The 15,027-nt window shown below is 72.3% G+C and carries 16 protein-coding genes; 8 read left to right on the top strand and 8 right to left on the bottom strand.

The features are described 5' to 3' along the window. Positions 1-294: 294 nt before the first annotated feature. Entirely contained in the window at positions 295-843 is a 549-nt protein-coding gene (locus LWC33_RS04525) for an AMP-binding protein (protein WP_233302923.1), read from the top strand. On the opposite strand, the gene LWC33_RS04520 is transcribed toward LWC33_RS04525, so the two are convergent. Together LWC33_RS04520 and LWC33_RS04515 are read right to left on the bottom strand one after the other, a co-directional pair. Beyond that, positions 795-2,423, bottom strand: coding sequence for a flavin-containing monooxygenase (locus LWC33_RS04520; protein ID WP_233302922.1), 1,629 nt, complete (start codon positions 2,421-2,423; stop codon positions 795-797). The genes LWC33_RS04525 and LWC33_RS04520 overlap by 49 nt on opposite strands. A 92-nt stretch (positions 2,424-2,515) precedes the next feature. Then, a complete protein-coding gene (locus tag LWC33_RS04515; protein ID WP_233302921.1) occupies positions 2,516-3,445 on the bottom strand; it encodes an alpha/beta hydrolase in 930 nt (309 codons plus the stop codon). A gap of 460 nt (positions 3,446-3,905) precedes the next feature. Here LWC33_RS04515 and LWC33_RS04510 point away from each other — a divergent pair, with 460 nt between their 5' ends. After that, a complete protein-coding gene (locus LWC33_RS04510) occupies positions 3,906-5,678 on the top strand; it encodes a sigma-54-dependent Fis family transcriptional regulator (RefSeq protein WP_233302920.1) in 1,773 nt (590 codons plus the stop codon). A 78-nt stretch (positions 5,679-5,756) separates the two neighbouring features. Here the strand turns inward: LWC33_RS04510 and LWC33_RS04505 are convergent, their stop codons facing one another. After that, entirely contained in the window at positions 5,757-6,170 is a 414-nt protein-coding gene (locus LWC33_RS04505) for a VOC family protein (RefSeq protein ID WP_233302919.1), read from the bottom strand. Between the two features lie 318 nt (positions 6,171-6,488). On the opposite strand from LWC33_RS04505, the gene LWC33_RS04500 reads away from it, so the two are divergent. From LWC33_RS04500 to LWC33_RS04490, 3 genes are all read left to right on the top strand, one after another. Next, a complete protein-coding gene (locus LWC33_RS04500; protein WP_233302918.1) occupies positions 6,489-6,659 on the top strand; it encodes a hypothetical protein in 171 nt (56 codons plus the stop codon). Positions 6,660-6,816: 157 nt separating this feature from the next. Further along, positions 6,817-7,602: a 2-keto-4-pentenoate hydratase gene (locus tag LWC33_RS04495; protein ID WP_233302917.1), complete on the top strand. Its 786-nt coding sequence runs from the start codon at positions 6,817-6,819 to the stop codon at positions 7,600-7,602. A gap of 152 nt (positions 7,603-7,754) precedes the next feature. Next, a complete protein-coding gene (locus tag LWC33_RS04490) occupies positions 7,755-7,961 on the top strand; it encodes a hypothetical protein (protein WP_233302916.1) in 207 nt (68 codons plus the stop codon). A gap of 152 nt (positions 7,962-8,113) precedes the next feature. Here LWC33_RS04490 and LWC33_RS04485 read toward each other — a convergent pair whose 3' ends face one another. Next, the gene (locus LWC33_RS04485) at positions 8,114-8,605 is read right to left on the bottom strand and encodes a DUF1269 domain-containing protein (protein WP_233302915.1); all 492 of its coding nucleotides are present in this window, start codon (positions 8,603-8,605) and stop codon (positions 8,114-8,116) included. Between the two features lie 169 nt (positions 8,606-8,774). On the opposite strand from LWC33_RS04485, the gene LWC33_RS04480 reads away from it, so the two are divergent. After that, positions 8,775-9,008: a hypothetical protein gene (locus tag LWC33_RS04480; RefSeq protein ID WP_233302914.1), complete on the top strand. Its 234-nt coding sequence runs from the start codon at positions 8,775-8,777 to the stop codon at positions 9,006-9,008. A gap of 86 nt (positions 9,009-9,094) precedes the next feature. Here the strand turns inward: LWC33_RS04480 and LWC33_RS04475 are convergent, their stop codons facing one another. The 4 genes from LWC33_RS04475 to LWC33_RS04460 all read right to left on the bottom strand — a co-directional run bounded on the left by LWC33_RS04475 (position 9,095) and on the right by LWC33_RS04460 (position 12,929). Continuing rightward, positions 9,095-9,529 carry a PaaI family thioesterase gene (locus tag LWC33_RS04475; protein WP_233302913.1) on the bottom strand — a complete coding sequence of 145 codons (435 nt, stop codon included), beginning with the start codon at positions 9,527-9,529 and terminating at the stop codon, positions 9,095-9,097. Positions 9,530-9,646: 117 nt separating this feature from the next. Next, positions 9,647-10,561: a DeoR/GlpR family DNA-binding transcription regulator gene (locus LWC33_RS04470; protein WP_233302912.1), complete on the bottom strand. Its 915-nt coding sequence runs from the start codon at positions 10,559-10,561 to the stop codon at positions 9,647-9,649. Next, positions 10,558-11,613, bottom strand: coding sequence for a 4-hydroxythreonine-4-phosphate dehydrogenase PdxA (pdxA, locus tag LWC33_RS04465; RefSeq protein ID WP_233302911.1), 1,056 nt, complete (start codon positions 11,611-11,613; stop codon positions 10,558-10,560). Before pdxA ends, LWC33_RS04470 begins: the two co-directional genes overlap by 4 nt. Then, a complete protein-coding gene (locus tag LWC33_RS04460) occupies positions 11,610-12,929 on the bottom strand; it encodes a four-carbon acid sugar kinase family protein (protein WP_233302910.1) in 1,320 nt (439 codons plus the stop codon). Before LWC33_RS04460 ends, pdxA begins: the two co-directional genes overlap by 4 nt. Before the next feature lie 218 nt (positions 12,930-13,147). On the opposite strand from LWC33_RS04460, the gene LWC33_RS04455 reads away from it, so the two are divergent. Together LWC33_RS04455 and LWC33_RS04450 are read left to right on the top strand one after the other, a co-directional pair. Further along, positions 13,148-14,008 (top strand): cyclase family protein, encoded by an 861-nt coding sequence (locus tag LWC33_RS04455; protein WP_233302909.1) that lies wholly within the window; start codon positions 13,148-13,150, stop codon positions 14,006-14,008. Next, positions 14,005-15,024, top strand: a complete 1,020-nt coding sequence (locus tag LWC33_RS04450) for an NAD(P)-binding domain-containing protein (RefSeq protein ID WP_233302908.1) — start codon at positions 14,005-14,007, stop codon at positions 15,022-15,024. Before LWC33_RS04455 ends, LWC33_RS04450 begins: the two co-directional genes overlap by 4 nt. Positions 15,025-15,027: the final 3 nt, after the last annotated feature.

Below are 15,027 nucleotides of genomic sequence, written 5' to 3'. Positions count from 1 at the left end.
CCAGCGCCAGGAGCTCGGCCAACGACAGACATAACGATCTACGGCTGGAGTACTAGAGGCCGGACGCGGAGTGGGTCTGCGGATCTCTAGCCGGGGGGCAACCGTCACGGTGACTCTTCGCCGAGCGTTTCGCGGACGTCCGTAGCGCAGCGACCGCTGTTTTTCAACGGCGGTCGGTCCCGGCCTTCGGCCAGGCTGTGTTGTTGGTGGTGGGCCGCTTACCCCGCCCGGTCTCACGTTCAAGGGTGCTGGCGCATCGGCTGACGCCGTCAGCCCTGCGGGCTGCCCTGGAGCGTGAGCCTCGCCGGGCGGAGTCGGGCGCGGACGGGCAAGAGCGGGCGCTTCGCACCACACGGTGCGCTGGCCGACCTCGCCGCGGTCTACGCGGCGAAGGGCTACTGGGCCGGCGTCCCGCTCGGCACGCTGCTACGCCAGGTCGCCGAGCGCAGGCCGGATGCCCCGGCCCTGGTCGACGCGGCCGCGGGCCTGCGGGCTCACGCACCGCGAGCTCGGCGAGCGCACCGACGCCGCCGCGGCCCGGTTGCTGGACCTGGGCATGGCCCGGACGAGCGTATCGTGGTGCAGCTGGGCACCGGGTGGGAGTTCGTGGTGCTCACCCTGGCCTGCCTGCGCGCCGGGATCGTGCCGGTGATGGCGCTGCCCGCGCACCGTCGCACCTACCTGGCCCGGCACGCCGAGGCGACCGCGATCGCGTTCGACGCGGCAGCGCGGGTCGACGACAGGGGCGTCGACCATCGGTCGAGGCCCCTGCCGCCGTACGGCGCGGAGGAGTGTCAGACGGCGGCGGCCTCGTCCTGCCCGCTCAGCTCGAAACCCTTGTAGCCGGCGTCGGCGACCTCGGCGAGCTGCTGGCGGTAGGCGCCGATGCCGGCCATGTAGAACATGACGGTCCTCTTCTTTCCCGGGATGTTCGCCCCGAAGATCCACGAGTCGGCCTTCGGGAACAGGGTCGTGTTCGCGATCTCCTCGCAGGCTGCGGTCCAGCCGTCCTCGGCCTCCCGGGTCGGCTCGACGATCCGCACACCGTCGCGCTCGGCGGTGCCGATCAGCTCCCCGATCCAGTCGACCTGCGCCTCGATGCTCGGCGGCAGGTTGGTGAAGGGGCCGTTCGGCCCGAGGATCATGAACATGTTCGGGAAGCCCGTCTTCGACACGCCCAGGTAGCTGGTGGGGCCGTCGGTCCAGTGGTCGTCGATGTGCCTGCCCTCGCGCCCGCGCAGGTCCATGGCCCGGTAGTTGCCGTCGACCGCGTCGAACCCGGTGGCGAAGACCAGGACGTCGAGCTCGTGCTCGACCCCGTCGGCGGTGCGCACACCCGCGGGGGTGATCTCCTGGATCGGGTTCTCCTTGATCGAGACCAGTTCCACGTTGTCGCGGTTGTAGGTCTCGTAGTAGCCCTCGTTGCACAGCGGGCGCTTGGCGTAGAGGTCGGTCGGGGTCAGCTTGCGGGCGGTCTCGGGGTCCTCGACGATCTCGGCGATCTTGGAACGGATGAATGCCGCGGCGGCGGCGTTGGACTCCGGATTCGTGGCGATGTCGGCGAAGGTGCCGAACATGAACCGGAAGCCGTTGCCCTTGTCCCAGTTCTCCTGGAACACGCGCCGGCGCTCCTCCTCCGGGACGCTCATCGCCTCGACGGCGCTCTCCTCGAACCCGAAGGCGACGACGGAGTTGCGGACCTGGTCCCAGATCGCGTCGAAGTCCTCCTTGGTGCGGTCGACCTCGGCCTGGTCCACCGGGCCGTTCCCGGAGGGGACGCAGTACTGCGGCGAGCGTTGGAAGACGGTGAGGTGGCCGGCCATCCTGGCAGCGGCGACGATGAACTGGGTGCCGGTCGAGCCGGTGCCGATCACACCGACCCGCGTGCCGGTGATGTCGAGGTCGGCGGGCCAGGCGTTGGTGTGCACCAGTCGGCCGGCGAAGCTGTCCCGACCCGGGATGTCGGGGATGTTGCTCCTGGCGAGCAGGCCCAGCGCGTTGACGACGTAGCGGCTGGTGAGCTGGTGGCCGTCGGCGGTGGTCACCGTCCAGAGGGCGGTGTCCTCGTCGAAGGCGGCGCCGGTCACCTCGGTGTTCAGCGCGATGTCCCGGCCGAGGTCGTAGCGTTCGACGACGTGCTCGAGGTAGGCGAGGACGTCCGGCTGGTCGAGGTAGCGGGTGGTCCAGTTCCACTCCTGCAGCAGGTCCTTGTCGAAGGAGTAGCGGTACACGAAGCCCTCGGTGTCGGACTTGGCGCCCGGATAACGGTTGAAGTACCAGGTGCCGCCGACGCCGCCGCCCTTCTCGAAGGCCTTGACGGTCAGGCCGAGCTCGTTGCGCAGCTTGTGCAGCATGTAGATGCCGCCGAATCCGGCGCCGATGACGATCGCGTCGACGTCCGGGGTACGGGTGGTGGTGCTCATGGGTGCTCCTGGGAGGGATCGGGGGTGGCGCCCCATCGGGGGCGCGGAACCCGGTGTACGGAGGCTGGTGTGCGGGTGGGCGTGGTCGCTCGTCAGGTGCGGTACCACGTCGCGATCGCGGCGATCTCGTCGTCGGCTTCGGGGGCGTTGCCGGCCAGGAACGGGAAGACGTGTTGCATGCCGTCGACCACGGAGAGGGTCACGTCCACGCCCGCCGCCTGCGCCTTGTCCGCGAGCCGGGTCGCGTTGTCGACGAGGGACTCCACCGCGCCGGCGTTGACGTAGAGCTTCGGGAAGCCGGTGAAGTCGGCATAGAGCGGGTTCGCCAGCGGCGTCGTCGGGTCGATCCTCCCGTCGGCGAGGACGCCCGCGATCATGCCCTCGAGCAGCGGGACGGTGATCAGCGCGTCGGTGGCGTCGTTGGTCACCAGCGTCTCGCCTGCGTTCTCCATGTCCAGCCACGGCGAGAAGGCGATCACCCGGCCGGGCAACGGCATCCCCTTCTCGCGCAGCGCCAGCGGGACGGCGACGGCGAGGTTGCCCCCTGCCGAGTCCCCGATCGTGGTGATGTCGGCCGGTGCGACGCCGCGTTCGGTGAGCGCGGTGAACGCCGCGACGCCGTCCTCGACCTGGGCCGGGTGCGGGTGCTCGGGGGCGCGGCGGTAGTCGAGCACGAAGGCGGTGACGCCGAGCGCCTTGGCCACGTGCGCGGCCAGCTTGCGGTGGCTGGCGGCCGACCCGACGGCGAAGCCGCCGCCGTGGGTGTAGAGCAGCACCTTCGAGGTGTCCGCGCCAGCGGGCAGGGTCCAGATCCCCGGGACACCACCGACGGTCTCCTCGCGGTAGGTCACGTCCTCGGGCTCGCGGGTGGGCTGGTGCCACTCGTCGAAGATGCTGCGGAACAGCCGCATGGTCAGGCCGGGCGTGGTGGCGATGATGTCGGCCCAGTCGGCGTACAGCGCGCGCAGGGCGTCGGACTCGGTGGACGTCTCCGCCGGCCTGGTCGATGGCGCCGTTGTCATCTCGTTCCTCCTCGAACTCGTGTCGCGCGTCTCCGGGGAGCCCGTGTTGTGACGCAGCGCTCACTGTCGCCCACAGCACAAGGCCGCTGGGTGTTCCAATACGGAACGGCTGCGAGCCCCGCCCGCTGCACGGTTGCGCGATCGTGGTCGGCGCGGACCGCGGGCGCCCGACGACATCCGGATGTTCCGAAACGGAACAGCATTCGTGGTGGCGGCTCGGCCTAGCGTCTGCTCCCACACGCGGTGACGACGAGACAGCGAGGCCCCATGGCTACCGCACGTACCGACGTCGATCCGGGCGGCCTGTCGATGTGCACGATGACGGGCGTCGGCGGTGATCGCGGTGTATGAAGGACGTCAGCGATCGCAAGGTGCAGTGGAGCACGCCAGACGCGCGGCAGGCGGTGCCGAGCAGGACGGTGCCGGAGACATGTCGCCCCGGACGGGCCGTGGGACAACGATGCGAGACGAGATCCCGACGCTGCCGACCCTGTCGTCGGCCGAACGCGACCTCATCCGGCTGCGCCGGGAGGCTCTGGTCGGCGGCGGGCTGCTCAGCGTGCCGCCGGGTTCCGTCGGGGTGCCACAGCACATCGAGAAGAGCTGGCGTCGCTGTGTCGGGGACAACGTGCCGGTATCGAGCACCGAGATCGACTACCGCGACCCCGAGGACGTGCTCCCGGCGCTGCGCCGGGCCGCGGGCCCGGTACTCGAGCGGCTCAAGGACAGCTTCGCCGACGTGCCCGTGGCGATGGTGCTGTCCGACGCGACGGGCCGCATCGTGATGCGCTACGCCGCGCTGCGCCGTCAGCGCGCACTCATGGACCGGGCGAGTGCCGCGGAGGGGTTCGACTTCTCCGAGCAGTCGATCGGCACGAACGGCATCGGGACGGTCCTCGTCGAGCGCAGGCCGGTGCTGGTCCGTGGCCCGGAGCACTACAACGCCCTGCTCGAACACCTCACCTGTGCCAGCACCCCGATCGTCGAGCCGTGCACCGGCCGTCTGGTCGGCAGCTTCTCGCTCGCCTGCTCCATCCGGGACGTCCACCCGCTGATGACGGTGATGGCGGGCGACATCGGCCGGCAGATCGAGGCGCGGATCCTCGACGAGGCCGGCGACCGGCACCGTCAGCTCGTGCAGGCGTACCTGTCCCTCGACCGGGCCCCCGGCGCAGCGCTGGTCGTCGACGAGGAGACCGTGCTCGCCAACCGCCTCGGACTCGCCCACACCGGGCCCGAGCTGCACGCGCTGCTCTGGACGTACCTGAGCGAGCACGCGACAGCCTGCCCCCGGAGGATGCAGGTGCCGCTCTCGGACGGACTGCACGACGCCCTGGTCGAGCCGGTCCACGACGGCGGCAGGGCCGCCTACAGTGTGCGGCTGCTGTCGCGCCGACCCGATCCGCGGCCGCAGGACCCCTCCCCGGGAAAGTCCTCCATCGGGTCCGCCCTGCCGCCCGTTCCTCGCGAGCCGCTGCACTTCCTCGACGACGTCGAGCGGCAGCTCGAGACGGCCGTGCGGCATCGCGAGATGGTCGCCCTGACGGGGGCGGGTGGCACCGGGAAGCTGCGAACGGCGCTGCACGTGCTGCGCCGGTCGGGGACCGACGACCCGCTGGTGGTCGAGCCGCACCTGGATCCCGCGTGGTACGACGCGGCGGGAGCGGCTGTCGCGGAGGGCCGCGGAGTGGTGCTGCGCCGGGTCCACGCGTCTCCGTCGCCGTCGGTGGCCCAGGTACAGGCGCTCACCGCGCGGGGCGCCCGGATCGTGCTCACCGCCGATCTCGACGCCGCCGACGACGCCGTGATCGGCCTCGTCCGCCAGGTCGCCACCACGGTGCGGCTCCCCGGGCTCGCCCAGACCCGGGAGCACCTGCCGTCGCTGGTGCAGGCGATGCTGGCGGAGCTGGCGGAACCGGAGTCGTCGACCCGGTTCTCACCTGCGGTGTGGGACCTGCTGGTGTCCTGGCACTGGCCCGGCAACCTCGCCGAGCTCCGCAACACCGTCGTCCTGCTGGCCCGCCGGGCCGGGGGCGGAACCGTCGAGGTCGGCGATCTGCCCGACGAGCTGCGTACCCCCCGCCGGACGCTCGGGCTGATGGAGTCGGCCGAGCGGGAGGCGGTGGCCGAGGCGCTGCGCGCCGCCGGAGGCAACCGCAGCCGGGCCGCCCAGGCACTCGGCATCGGCCGCAACACGCTCTACCGGAAGATGCGCGAGTTCGGCATCACCTGACGACGCTCCCCACACCGAGCGGCGCGGAAGCGTCCCGACTCGGCTCACTGCACCGCGCCGCCGCCCGTGCCGAGGGCCTCAACGTGCGTCCTTCGCGACCAGCACCTCGCCCTCGAGCCCGTCCGGGTCGCGGAAGAAGAGACTGTGGACGCGGCCGAGGTCGTTGACGGTGCCATCGCTGGCGCCGGCGTCCATGAGTCGCCGGCGGATCACCGCGAAGGCCTCGGGTGAGGCCGCCTGGAGACCGACGTGGTCGATCCGGCCGCGGCCCCACATCGGTGTCTGGCGGCGGGCCTCGGTGTTCTCGGGGATGACGAAGATGTTCAGCTCGGTGTGGGGGCCGATGCGGATGACGGTCATCGTCTCCCGGCCGTCCTCGCCGTGCGGACGGGTCGGGCCGACCTCGGCGTCGAAGATCTCGGAGTAGAAACGTCCCAGGCGCGCGACGTCGTTGGAGATCCATGCGATGTGGTTGATCCCGTCGAGCAACACTTCGTCCCCCTGTCCCTCGATCGCGGCGCAGCAGCGGCACGGCGTCCCTGATGGGAGCCGAATGTGCGACCGCGCGCAAGTCGCGCACGGCCTCCGGGCCGTGGGCGGCGGCCCGGCACCTCGGGGTCACCATGAGTCGTCCAGCGCCCGTCTGCGACAGCGCGGGGAGGACTTCGGCCCGACCCGTCCTCCGATCGCTCGACCGTCGGTTCCCCCTCCGTGTCGGGCGTCGGGCCGACGGCGGCCGGCCGAGGTCGGCGGCAGAGTTCTCCTCATCACGAGGAACCCCACGCCACCTGAACCGAAGGGGAAGAAGAGATGACCACGTTCTGGACCAAGATCTGCCACACCGCACGCCGTTTCGACGACTGGACGCCGACCGCCTTCACCCCGACGGCGTCCGTGCCGGACCCGGCGGTGGAACTGGCTCGGCTGACCCAGGGCCGCCTGCCCGGGGACTTCCGATACCCGGTCGGCTTCCACTGCTGACACCTCTCCGGCGGGCCCGTTCGGCCACGGACCGTCTCGTTGCGCAGGTCGAGGAGCGACGACCGGGAGAAGCGCTGGCGCCTCCGCTCGCGATGACGTAGGACCGAGGGGGAGGCGCCCTCGGGCGGACGGTCCGAGTGACGCGGGAGGTGAGCAGGTGCGGGACCTGGACGCGACCGTCGCTACCGAGCAGGTGGCCGAGCTGGTGTGGAAGACCTGGCAGGCGGAGGCGCGCATAGCCGCCCTCCCCGAACGGATCCGCCCCCGTACCGCGGACGAGGGCTGGGCGGCCCAGCAGCGGCTCGGGTCCCTGGTCGGGCCGTCCTACGGCTGGAAGATCGCCGCCACGTCGTCGGCCGGGCAGGCTCACATCGGGGTCTCCGGCCCGCTACCGGGGCTGCTCTTCGACAGGTTCCGGTTCGAGCCCGGTGCCGTCCTGCCCTCGGACGGGCTGCACATGAGGGTCGTCGAGGCGGAGTTCGCCTTCCGGATGGGGCGAGACGTGCCCGCGGTCGCGTCGGCGGGAGAGCTCGCCGACGCGGTGTCGGACCTGCACCTGGCGGTCGAGGTCCCGGACTCCCGCTTCGAGCGGTTCGAGGCCGTCGGGGAACCGTCGCTGCTCGCCGATTCCGCCTGCGCCGGCTACTACGTGCTCGGTCCGGCCGTGACCGGCTGGCGAGACGCAGACCTGGCCGCGTGCCGAACGCGAGTGGAGATCAACGGCGAGGTCGCGGCCGAAGGGCGCGGAGAGGCCGTGCTCGGGTCGCCCCGGCTCGCGCTGGCCTGGCTGGCCGCCGAACTCGCGCGCCTCGGCCGCGGGCTGCGGGCCGGCGAGATCGTCTCCACCGGCACCACGACAACACCGCCGACGATCGGCCCGGGGGACGAGGTGCGCGCGGCCTTCGAGGGGTTCGGCGAGGTCACGTTGGCGTTCGCCCGCTGAGCGGAGCCGGGGCCGAAGCGGACGACGGAGGCGGCGCCGATAGCCGGAATGTCCCCCGTCGTGCCGTGCGCGAATCTTCCTGCGGAAATCTGTACGGACCGTTTTGCCGGCTCGGCACCCGGCGACCTCGGAGGTGGGAGAGAGGACGAACCATGAGCGACGAGTTCCACGTGATCGTCCTCCGCGAGGACGAACCGATGCGCTGGCCCCCGATCCCTGCCGGCGAGTGCCCGCACGGCCCGCACCGTGGCCCGCAGGGGCCGGACGAAGACCTCAGCCAATGCCCGCAGTGCTGGTCCGCCTCGTGGACGTTCCGGGCCGAGGGCGATTCGTCCGGCGAATACCTGCCGTACTGCTGAGATCGGACGAGTCCGGACACGTGACCGGGGCCGGGCCGCGGTGGGCCGGGTCGACCCGTCGGGGGCCGACCCACGCCGCGACCGTCGCGCTGACGGCGGGACCGGCCCGCTGACGAGCCCCACGACGGTGGGAGAGCGACCGAGTTGCTGCGTCAGCCCCGTCCGGCGAGTTCCTGGGCGAGTTCCTTCTCGTCACTGTCGGAGAGCGAGGTCTTGAGGACGGTGCCGCCGAAGGGCTGCATGGCGGTGGCGCACTTGTCCTCGGTGACCTTCGAGGCCATGATCACCACGGCGGAGTGGCCGGGTTCGAGCAGATGCTCCACGCGGTCGCGGAACTCTGTGTCGATGCCCGACTTGGTGAACGTGCCCATCAGCGCGCCGATCGCGCCGCCCAGCAGGGCCATGCCCGGCACCAGGAACAGGAGGCCGAGCACGAGGCCGAAGATCGCGCCGGTCGCGGCGGTCCTGGCGATGATCCGCTGCGGGGTGTGAATATGCGTCTTGCCGTCGGCGTCGACGTCGACGTCGACGCCGGCAAGCCCCCGCAGGTCGACGACGAAATCCCGCCGCAGCCGCTGCACCTCCTCGTACGCCTGGTGGACGGACTCGGAGTTCTCGTACCCGATCACGATCAGATCCGACATCCTTGCGCCCTTCTCCGGTTGGCCGACGAGTCGTCCGTTCGCTGACGCGCGTGCCTGCCTTCTCGCAGAACGTTCCCCTTCGGCCGGGATGCGCTCGCGCCGCTCTTCGTGATCGCGCAGGCGGTCATCCTGTTCGGCGCTCGCGTACGCCGTCCTCGAGGCCGTCAGGGTGATCCTCGAGGGAGGCTCCGCTGTCGCCGGGGTCTCGCTGGTCGCCTACGGTGTCTTCAGCGCGGTGTTGAGCTTGGTCACGTGGCGGGTGCTCCTGCGGATGGGCAGCGACCGGCCCCTGGTCGAGGCCGAGGAAGTCCCCACCGCGAGGCTGCAGCGCTGGTTCGCCGACCTCGTCTTCGTCGTCGCCGGGTTCGTCCTCATCCAGGTGGCCGTCGGAGGATCCGGGTGATGCCGGCGGTCTCCAGCCGCGTCGGGACCGCGCTGCCAGCGGGCTGCCCGCCGGAGCGAGCTGCGCGACCGCTCTCCCTGCTCCGGTCAGTTCCGTGCGGTGTCGGCGGCCAGTGCGGCGGTGGCCTGCGAGGCGGCCTCGACCCGGGCCCGGGAGAGGAGCCGGATGGTCGAGGTCCCCTTCGCGACGACCTGGCCCGCAGCGTCGAGCAGGCGGCCCTCGGCGAAACAGGTGGATCGACCGCTCAGCTCGATCCACCCCTCCGCCGTCACCGGACCCGGACGCGCCGGGGCGAAGAAGCTGATCTTGAGCTCGAGGGAGATCGGGGACACGTCGTGGTCGCCGCGCTCGCCGTGCAGCCCGATGACCGCGTGCGCCATCGCCGCGTCGATCCAGCCGCTGACGAACCCGCCCTGCACGACACCCCCCGAGTGGCACATGTGCATGCCGGCGAGGAACTCCAGGCTGGCACGACCGCCGCCCAACGCCACGATGCGCTGGAAGCCCAGCGTCTGCAGCATCTCGTGAGGACGCTCCTCCACCCCTTCGGACACTGTCTCGCTCCTTCCGCTCCGGCGACTCGATCTCAGTGAAGAGGCGGCCGACGGCGCGGGAAAGAGGGAAACCGGTGGTACGCCTCACAGCTGGGAGTCGTGCGATCGCTCGCCGGGTCCGGCTTCGCGTGGCCACGGGGTGGGGAGAGTGCACGAGCCTGCTCGCTCGCCCGGGGGCGTGGTGCCGCCGGTCGTCACCCGCCACCCGCACCGATCGAGGCCGGCGACGGCCTCGCCGGGCGCGCCCGCGTCCGTGACGAGGCCCGTGCCCGCCGGCATCGCCGCCCAGTAGGCGAAGGGTTCGGTCGTGAGCTTGGAGTGGTCGACGAGCACCCAGGCCTGGCGCGCCGCGGCCGCCATGAGCTCCTTGACGCTCGCCTGTTCCGGGCTGGGGCAGCTCAGGCCGCGGGTGGGCTCGACGCCGTCCGCGCCGAGGAAGGCCAGGTCGGGACGGTAACGCCGGAGAGCGAGATCCACCTCGGGGCCGAGGAACGCCTCGTTGGGCCGGCGCAGGCGCCCACCCAGCACGATGACCTCGACGCCGGGCGCGTCGGCGAGCGCCAGCAGGGCGGACAGCCCGTTCGTCACGACCGTGATCCCCTCGCGCTGCCGCAGGTGCCAGGCCAGCCTGCCCACCGTCGTCCCGGCGTCGAGCAGCAGGACGTCACCCGGCCCGACCAGCGCCGCGGCGCACCGGGCGATCGCGTCCTTGTCGGCGCGATGGACGTGCTCCTTGGCCCGCAGGCTGGGCTCGCGGCCGTGACCGGGCTCGACGGCCCCGCCGTAGGTGCGCATGATCCGCCCGTCCCCGGCGAGTGCGGCCAAGTCCCGTCGGACGGTCGACAGCGAGACGCCGAACTGCGCGGCGAGGGAGTTGATGTCGTGGCCGTTGCCGGCGCGGACCTCGGCCAGCAGTAGCTCGCGCCGCCGGCGGGTGGCCGCCCGGGCCGTCGCGGCGGCGCTCCGCCCTACCCGGACCACCCGTCTGTCGGGGCTCACGCAGGCGCCGCGGCGCCGTAGGTGGAGCGGATGCGTTCGAGGTTCGGCGACAGGTCGGCGGCGGCGAGCGTGGCGGCCATCATCGTGCGGTGCGACGCCTTGCCCGTGCCCGCGATGTCGAACGCCGTGCCGTGGTCGACCGAGGTGCGCAGGATCGGCAGGCCGACGGTGACCGAGACGGTCCCGTCGAAGTCGACCGTCTTCGCGGCGATGTGGCCCTGGTCGTGGTACTGGGCGAGCACGCCGTCGTAGCGCCCCTCCAACGCCTGGTGGAACACCGAGTCGGCCGGCACCGGGCCGGCCACGGTCGCACCGCGTGACCGGGCGTCCTCGACCGCGGGAGCGATCTCGTCGATCTCCTCCCGCCCGAAGTTGCCGCCCTCGCCGCCGTGCGGGTTCAGGGCGGCGACCGCCAGGCGGGGCTCGTCGTGGCCGAAGACCCGCAGGGCCGTGAGGGCCTGCTCGATCGCCGACGCGACGCGGTCCCGTTCGATCTGCTCGACGGCCTGGTGCAGCGAAGTGTGGCGGGTCGTGAAGAAGATCTTCATCCCGCGCACGACGAACATGGTGGTGGAGTGTGCCGCACCGGTCAGCGCCCCCAGCATCTCGGTGTGGCCGAGGTGTTCCGAGCCGGCCGCCCAGATGGCCTCCTTGTTGATCGGCGCGGTCACCACCGCGTCCACCTGCCGGTCCATCGCCAGCCGGGTCGCGGCCTCGATCGCGGCGATCGCACTGCGCCCCGCGCGTTCGCTGACCTGGCCGGGGGTGATCTCGTCGGCGTCGGCGACGCGCACGTCCAGCACGTCGATCCGGTCGGGCCGGCCCGCTGCCTTGCCGGGGTCGTCGACGACGCACACCTCGGCGTTGAGCCGGTAGAGCTCCGCGGCGCGCCGCACGATCGACAGGTCGCCGACGAGCACGACGCGCGCCCGCCGCGTGATCTCCTCCTCCACCGCGGTCCGCACCGCGATCTCGGGGCCGATCCCGGCCGGGTCGCCGACGGTGAGCGCCAGCAGTGGCCGGTCGTCCGGGGAGGTTCGGGTGCTGGTCATGAACGAGCCACCTTCCGGTCTTCGCTGACGTCGGCCGGGGCCTGCACGGCTCCCCGGCCCTGTTCGGCCTGCATGCTCTGCAGCCGGGCGATCGAGTCGAGCACCGCGCGCTCGTCGCCGACGAGGCCGCCCTTGGTGATCACGGGTAGCCGCTCCCACGGGCCGCCGCTGATGCGCCCGGCCACGACCAGCGGCTGCACCTCGGCCTCGACGTCGACCCCGTGGGCGTCGACGGCGTCGAGCACCGCAGTGGCGACGTCGCCCCCGCTGGCCAGGACGCCACCGATGCGACGGGCGCCGAGCACCTGCCTCGTCGCGGTCGCGAGCCAGCCCGGCACGCTCGCGGCCGCATCCGGGTCCGGGCGGCCCGCCGGCACCGCGGTCCGCCAGCCGACGATCGGGGCACCGGCATCGATCGCGTCGACCACCCGCTCGGCCAGTGCGCCCGCGGTGAGGTCGACGTCGACCTCGAAGATCCGCCCGCCGAGCGTCGCCTCCGCGACGGCGAGCTGCTCGTGGGTCTGCTCCGCGAGGCTGCCGACGACGAGCAGGACCGGGTGCCGGGTCACCCGCGCGGCCGCGATGCCGAGGGCGTTGCAGTACGCCGCGCCGAAGGGCCCGGAGTCGACGGCGACGACGTCGACGTCGGCCACCCGGTCGCGCGCCCTGGCGGCGGCCCGGGCGACGCGGGTCAGGTCCGCCTCGTTCACCGCGTCGACGACGACCACGTCGGTGTCCGGGACCGAGAGGGCCTCGGCGAGCACGTCGCTCGGCTCGGTGTGGGCGAGGTCGTCGAGGTGCAGTTCCCGCGCGCACAGGCCGGTGTCCGCGGTGAGCAGCGTCGCCACCCGGGAGTGGTGGACGGGCGCGAGCGGGTCGCGTGCCGCGGCGCTCTGGGCCAGCGGCACGCCGTGGAGCAGGTGGATGCCGCCGACGGTGGTCCGGCCCGCGGACGGGAAGGCGGGCATCGCCAGCCCCACGACTCGCCGGCGCCGGTCGCGGCGGTGCTCCAGTACCGCCGACAGCTCGGCGGCCAGCGGTCCGCGCAGGGTCGTGTCCACCCGCTTGACGAGCAGCTCCGGCTCGTCGGCAGGGCCGAGGCCGCGCAGCAGCTCCCGGATCCGGGCGGCGGCGCGCGCCGGAGGCAGGTGGCGCGACCCGGTGACCAGCACGAGGACGTCGACCTCGTCCTGTCCGGGACCGCCCGCCGCCGACAGTGCCCCGGCCGTCCGGGTGCGCAGACCCAACCGCGCGAACATCGCCCCGGTGGCGTTGGCGCCGGTGAGGTCGTCGGCGATCACCAGTACGGCGGGCATGTCATCCGTCCGCACGACAAGTTGCTCGAAACGCGCATATGGCTCACGTTCCTGGTGGCTTTCGATTTCCTTTCGATCCTGGTGGTACTGATTTCGAGTCTGCGATGAGCAGGGCGCCATCATAAACTAAATGCGCATCTTGAGGTGACTGATTCAGTCAACTTCAGTCGACTTCGCGGTGTAGGAGGTCGTTCCCAGTGACGGATCAGGCGGCGCCGATGCGGACGGCTGCACGGGCCGAGCCGGCCGGCCGGCAGCAGATCGACGCTCCTCGCGGCCGGCTGGTCGACCTCACGCTGCTGGTGGCCGAGGAGCTGCCCTGCTGGTGGTCCACCCACATGCCGTACCAGCACAAGACCTTCAACTGGTTCGCCGACCGCGCGGACCCCGCCGCGCCGCTCCTCTCGCGCACGGGCCCGTACCAGACCCGGTGGATGCTCATCGACGAGCACACCGGCACCCACGTGGACGCGCCCGCGCACTTCGTCCCGCCGCCCGGGTCGGGCCTGCCCCACGAGGGCGAGCAGGGCACCGTGACCGTGGACCGGGTACCGCTGGAGCAGCTGGCCGGGCCGGCCGCCGTCATCGACGTGCCCGAGGACCTCCCCGGCGCTGGCCCCGGCGTCAGTCCGACCATCGAGCCCGGCCTGCTGCACGAGCACGAACGCGACCACGGCCCGATCGAGGCCGGAACAGTGGTGTTGTTCCGCACCGGCTGGGACCGCCGCTACCACCCCGGCGCCGAGGGCGACGGCTACTGCTTCGACGCCCTGGTCGCGCGCACCGGCCCCGGGTGGCCGGCACCCGAGGTGCCGATCATGACCGAGCTGTTGGGCCGCGGCGTGCGCTGTGTCGGCACCGACGCCCCGAGCATGGGGTCCTCCCACGACGGCGGGCCGGTGCACGTCGCCGGGCTCTCGCGGGGTGCCGTGTTCGTCGAGGCCCTGCATCACCTGGAACGCCTGCCCTCGCGGGGCGCGTACTTCCTGTTCGCCCCGCTCAACATCGCGCGCGGCACGGGAGCCCCGGGCCGGGCGATGGCGTGGGTCCCGACGGACGACGGGAGCCGACCGGCATGAGGGCACGGACCTACCACGATGCCGACGCCGACCTCGGCGTGCTGGCCGACCGCACGGGCGCCGTCATCGGCTACGGGAACCAGGGCGCCGCGCAGGCCCGGAACCTGCGCGACTCCGGGATCCGGGTCGTCGTCGGCAACCGCGAGGACGCCTACCGCGACGCCGCGGTGCAGGACGGGTTCGAGGTCGACGACATCGCGCGGGCGGCGGACACCGGACAGGTCCTGTTGCTGCTGATCCCGGACGAGGTGCAGTCCAGCGTGGTGGCCGAGCAGATCACGCCCGGACTCCGTGCGGGCGACACCCTCGTCGTGGCCTCCGGCTACAACCTCGCGTTCGGCCTGCTCGACCTGCCCGAGGAGATCGACGTCGTGATGGTGGCGCCGCGGATGATCGGCGAGGCCGTCCGCAACCGCTACGAGCGGCGGGTCGGCTTCCCGTGCCTGGTCTCCGTCGAACGGGACGTGACGGGGACGGCGCTCGCGACGGCGCTGGCCGTCGCCAAGGGGATCGGTGCGACCGCCGCGGGCGCCGTCGCGTCGAGCGCCCGGGAGGAGGCGGCGCTCGACCTGTTCTCGGAGCAGGCGATCTGGCCCACCGTGCTCGCCGTCCTGCAGGTCTCCTACGAGGTGCTCGCCGACGCCGGCTTCAGCGACGACGCGATCCTCGACGAGATCTACCTGTCCGGCGAACCCGCGGAGGTCTTCGCCCGGATCTCCCGGATGGGGCTGCTCGACCAGCTGCGCACCCACTCACGCACCAGCCAGTACGGGCAGCTGTCCAACCTGGTGCGCTCGGGCGAGCTCGCCGAGACGCTCCGGCGGCGGTTCGCCGAGGTGCTGCAGGGCGACATCCTCTCGGGCCGGTTCGCCGGCGACTGGTCGGCTCCCGGGGCCGACACCGAGGCGCGGATCCGCGAGCTGCTCGAGCGCGCCGGCAGCCATCCGCTCATCGGCGCGGAGCACGCAGTCAGGGCACGCAGCCGGGAGGAGACGGGCTCCGGCCCGCCCGGCTGAACC

The sequence above is a fragment of the Pseudonocardia terrae genome (assembly GCF_021343995.1).
Classification (GTDB): Bacteria; Actinomycetota; Actinomycetes; order Mycobacteriales; family Pseudonocardiaceae; genus Pseudonocardia; species Pseudonocardia terrae.
The sequence above is the reverse complement of the archived record's forward strand: the minus strand, read 5'-3'. Positions and strand labels throughout refer to the sequence as shown.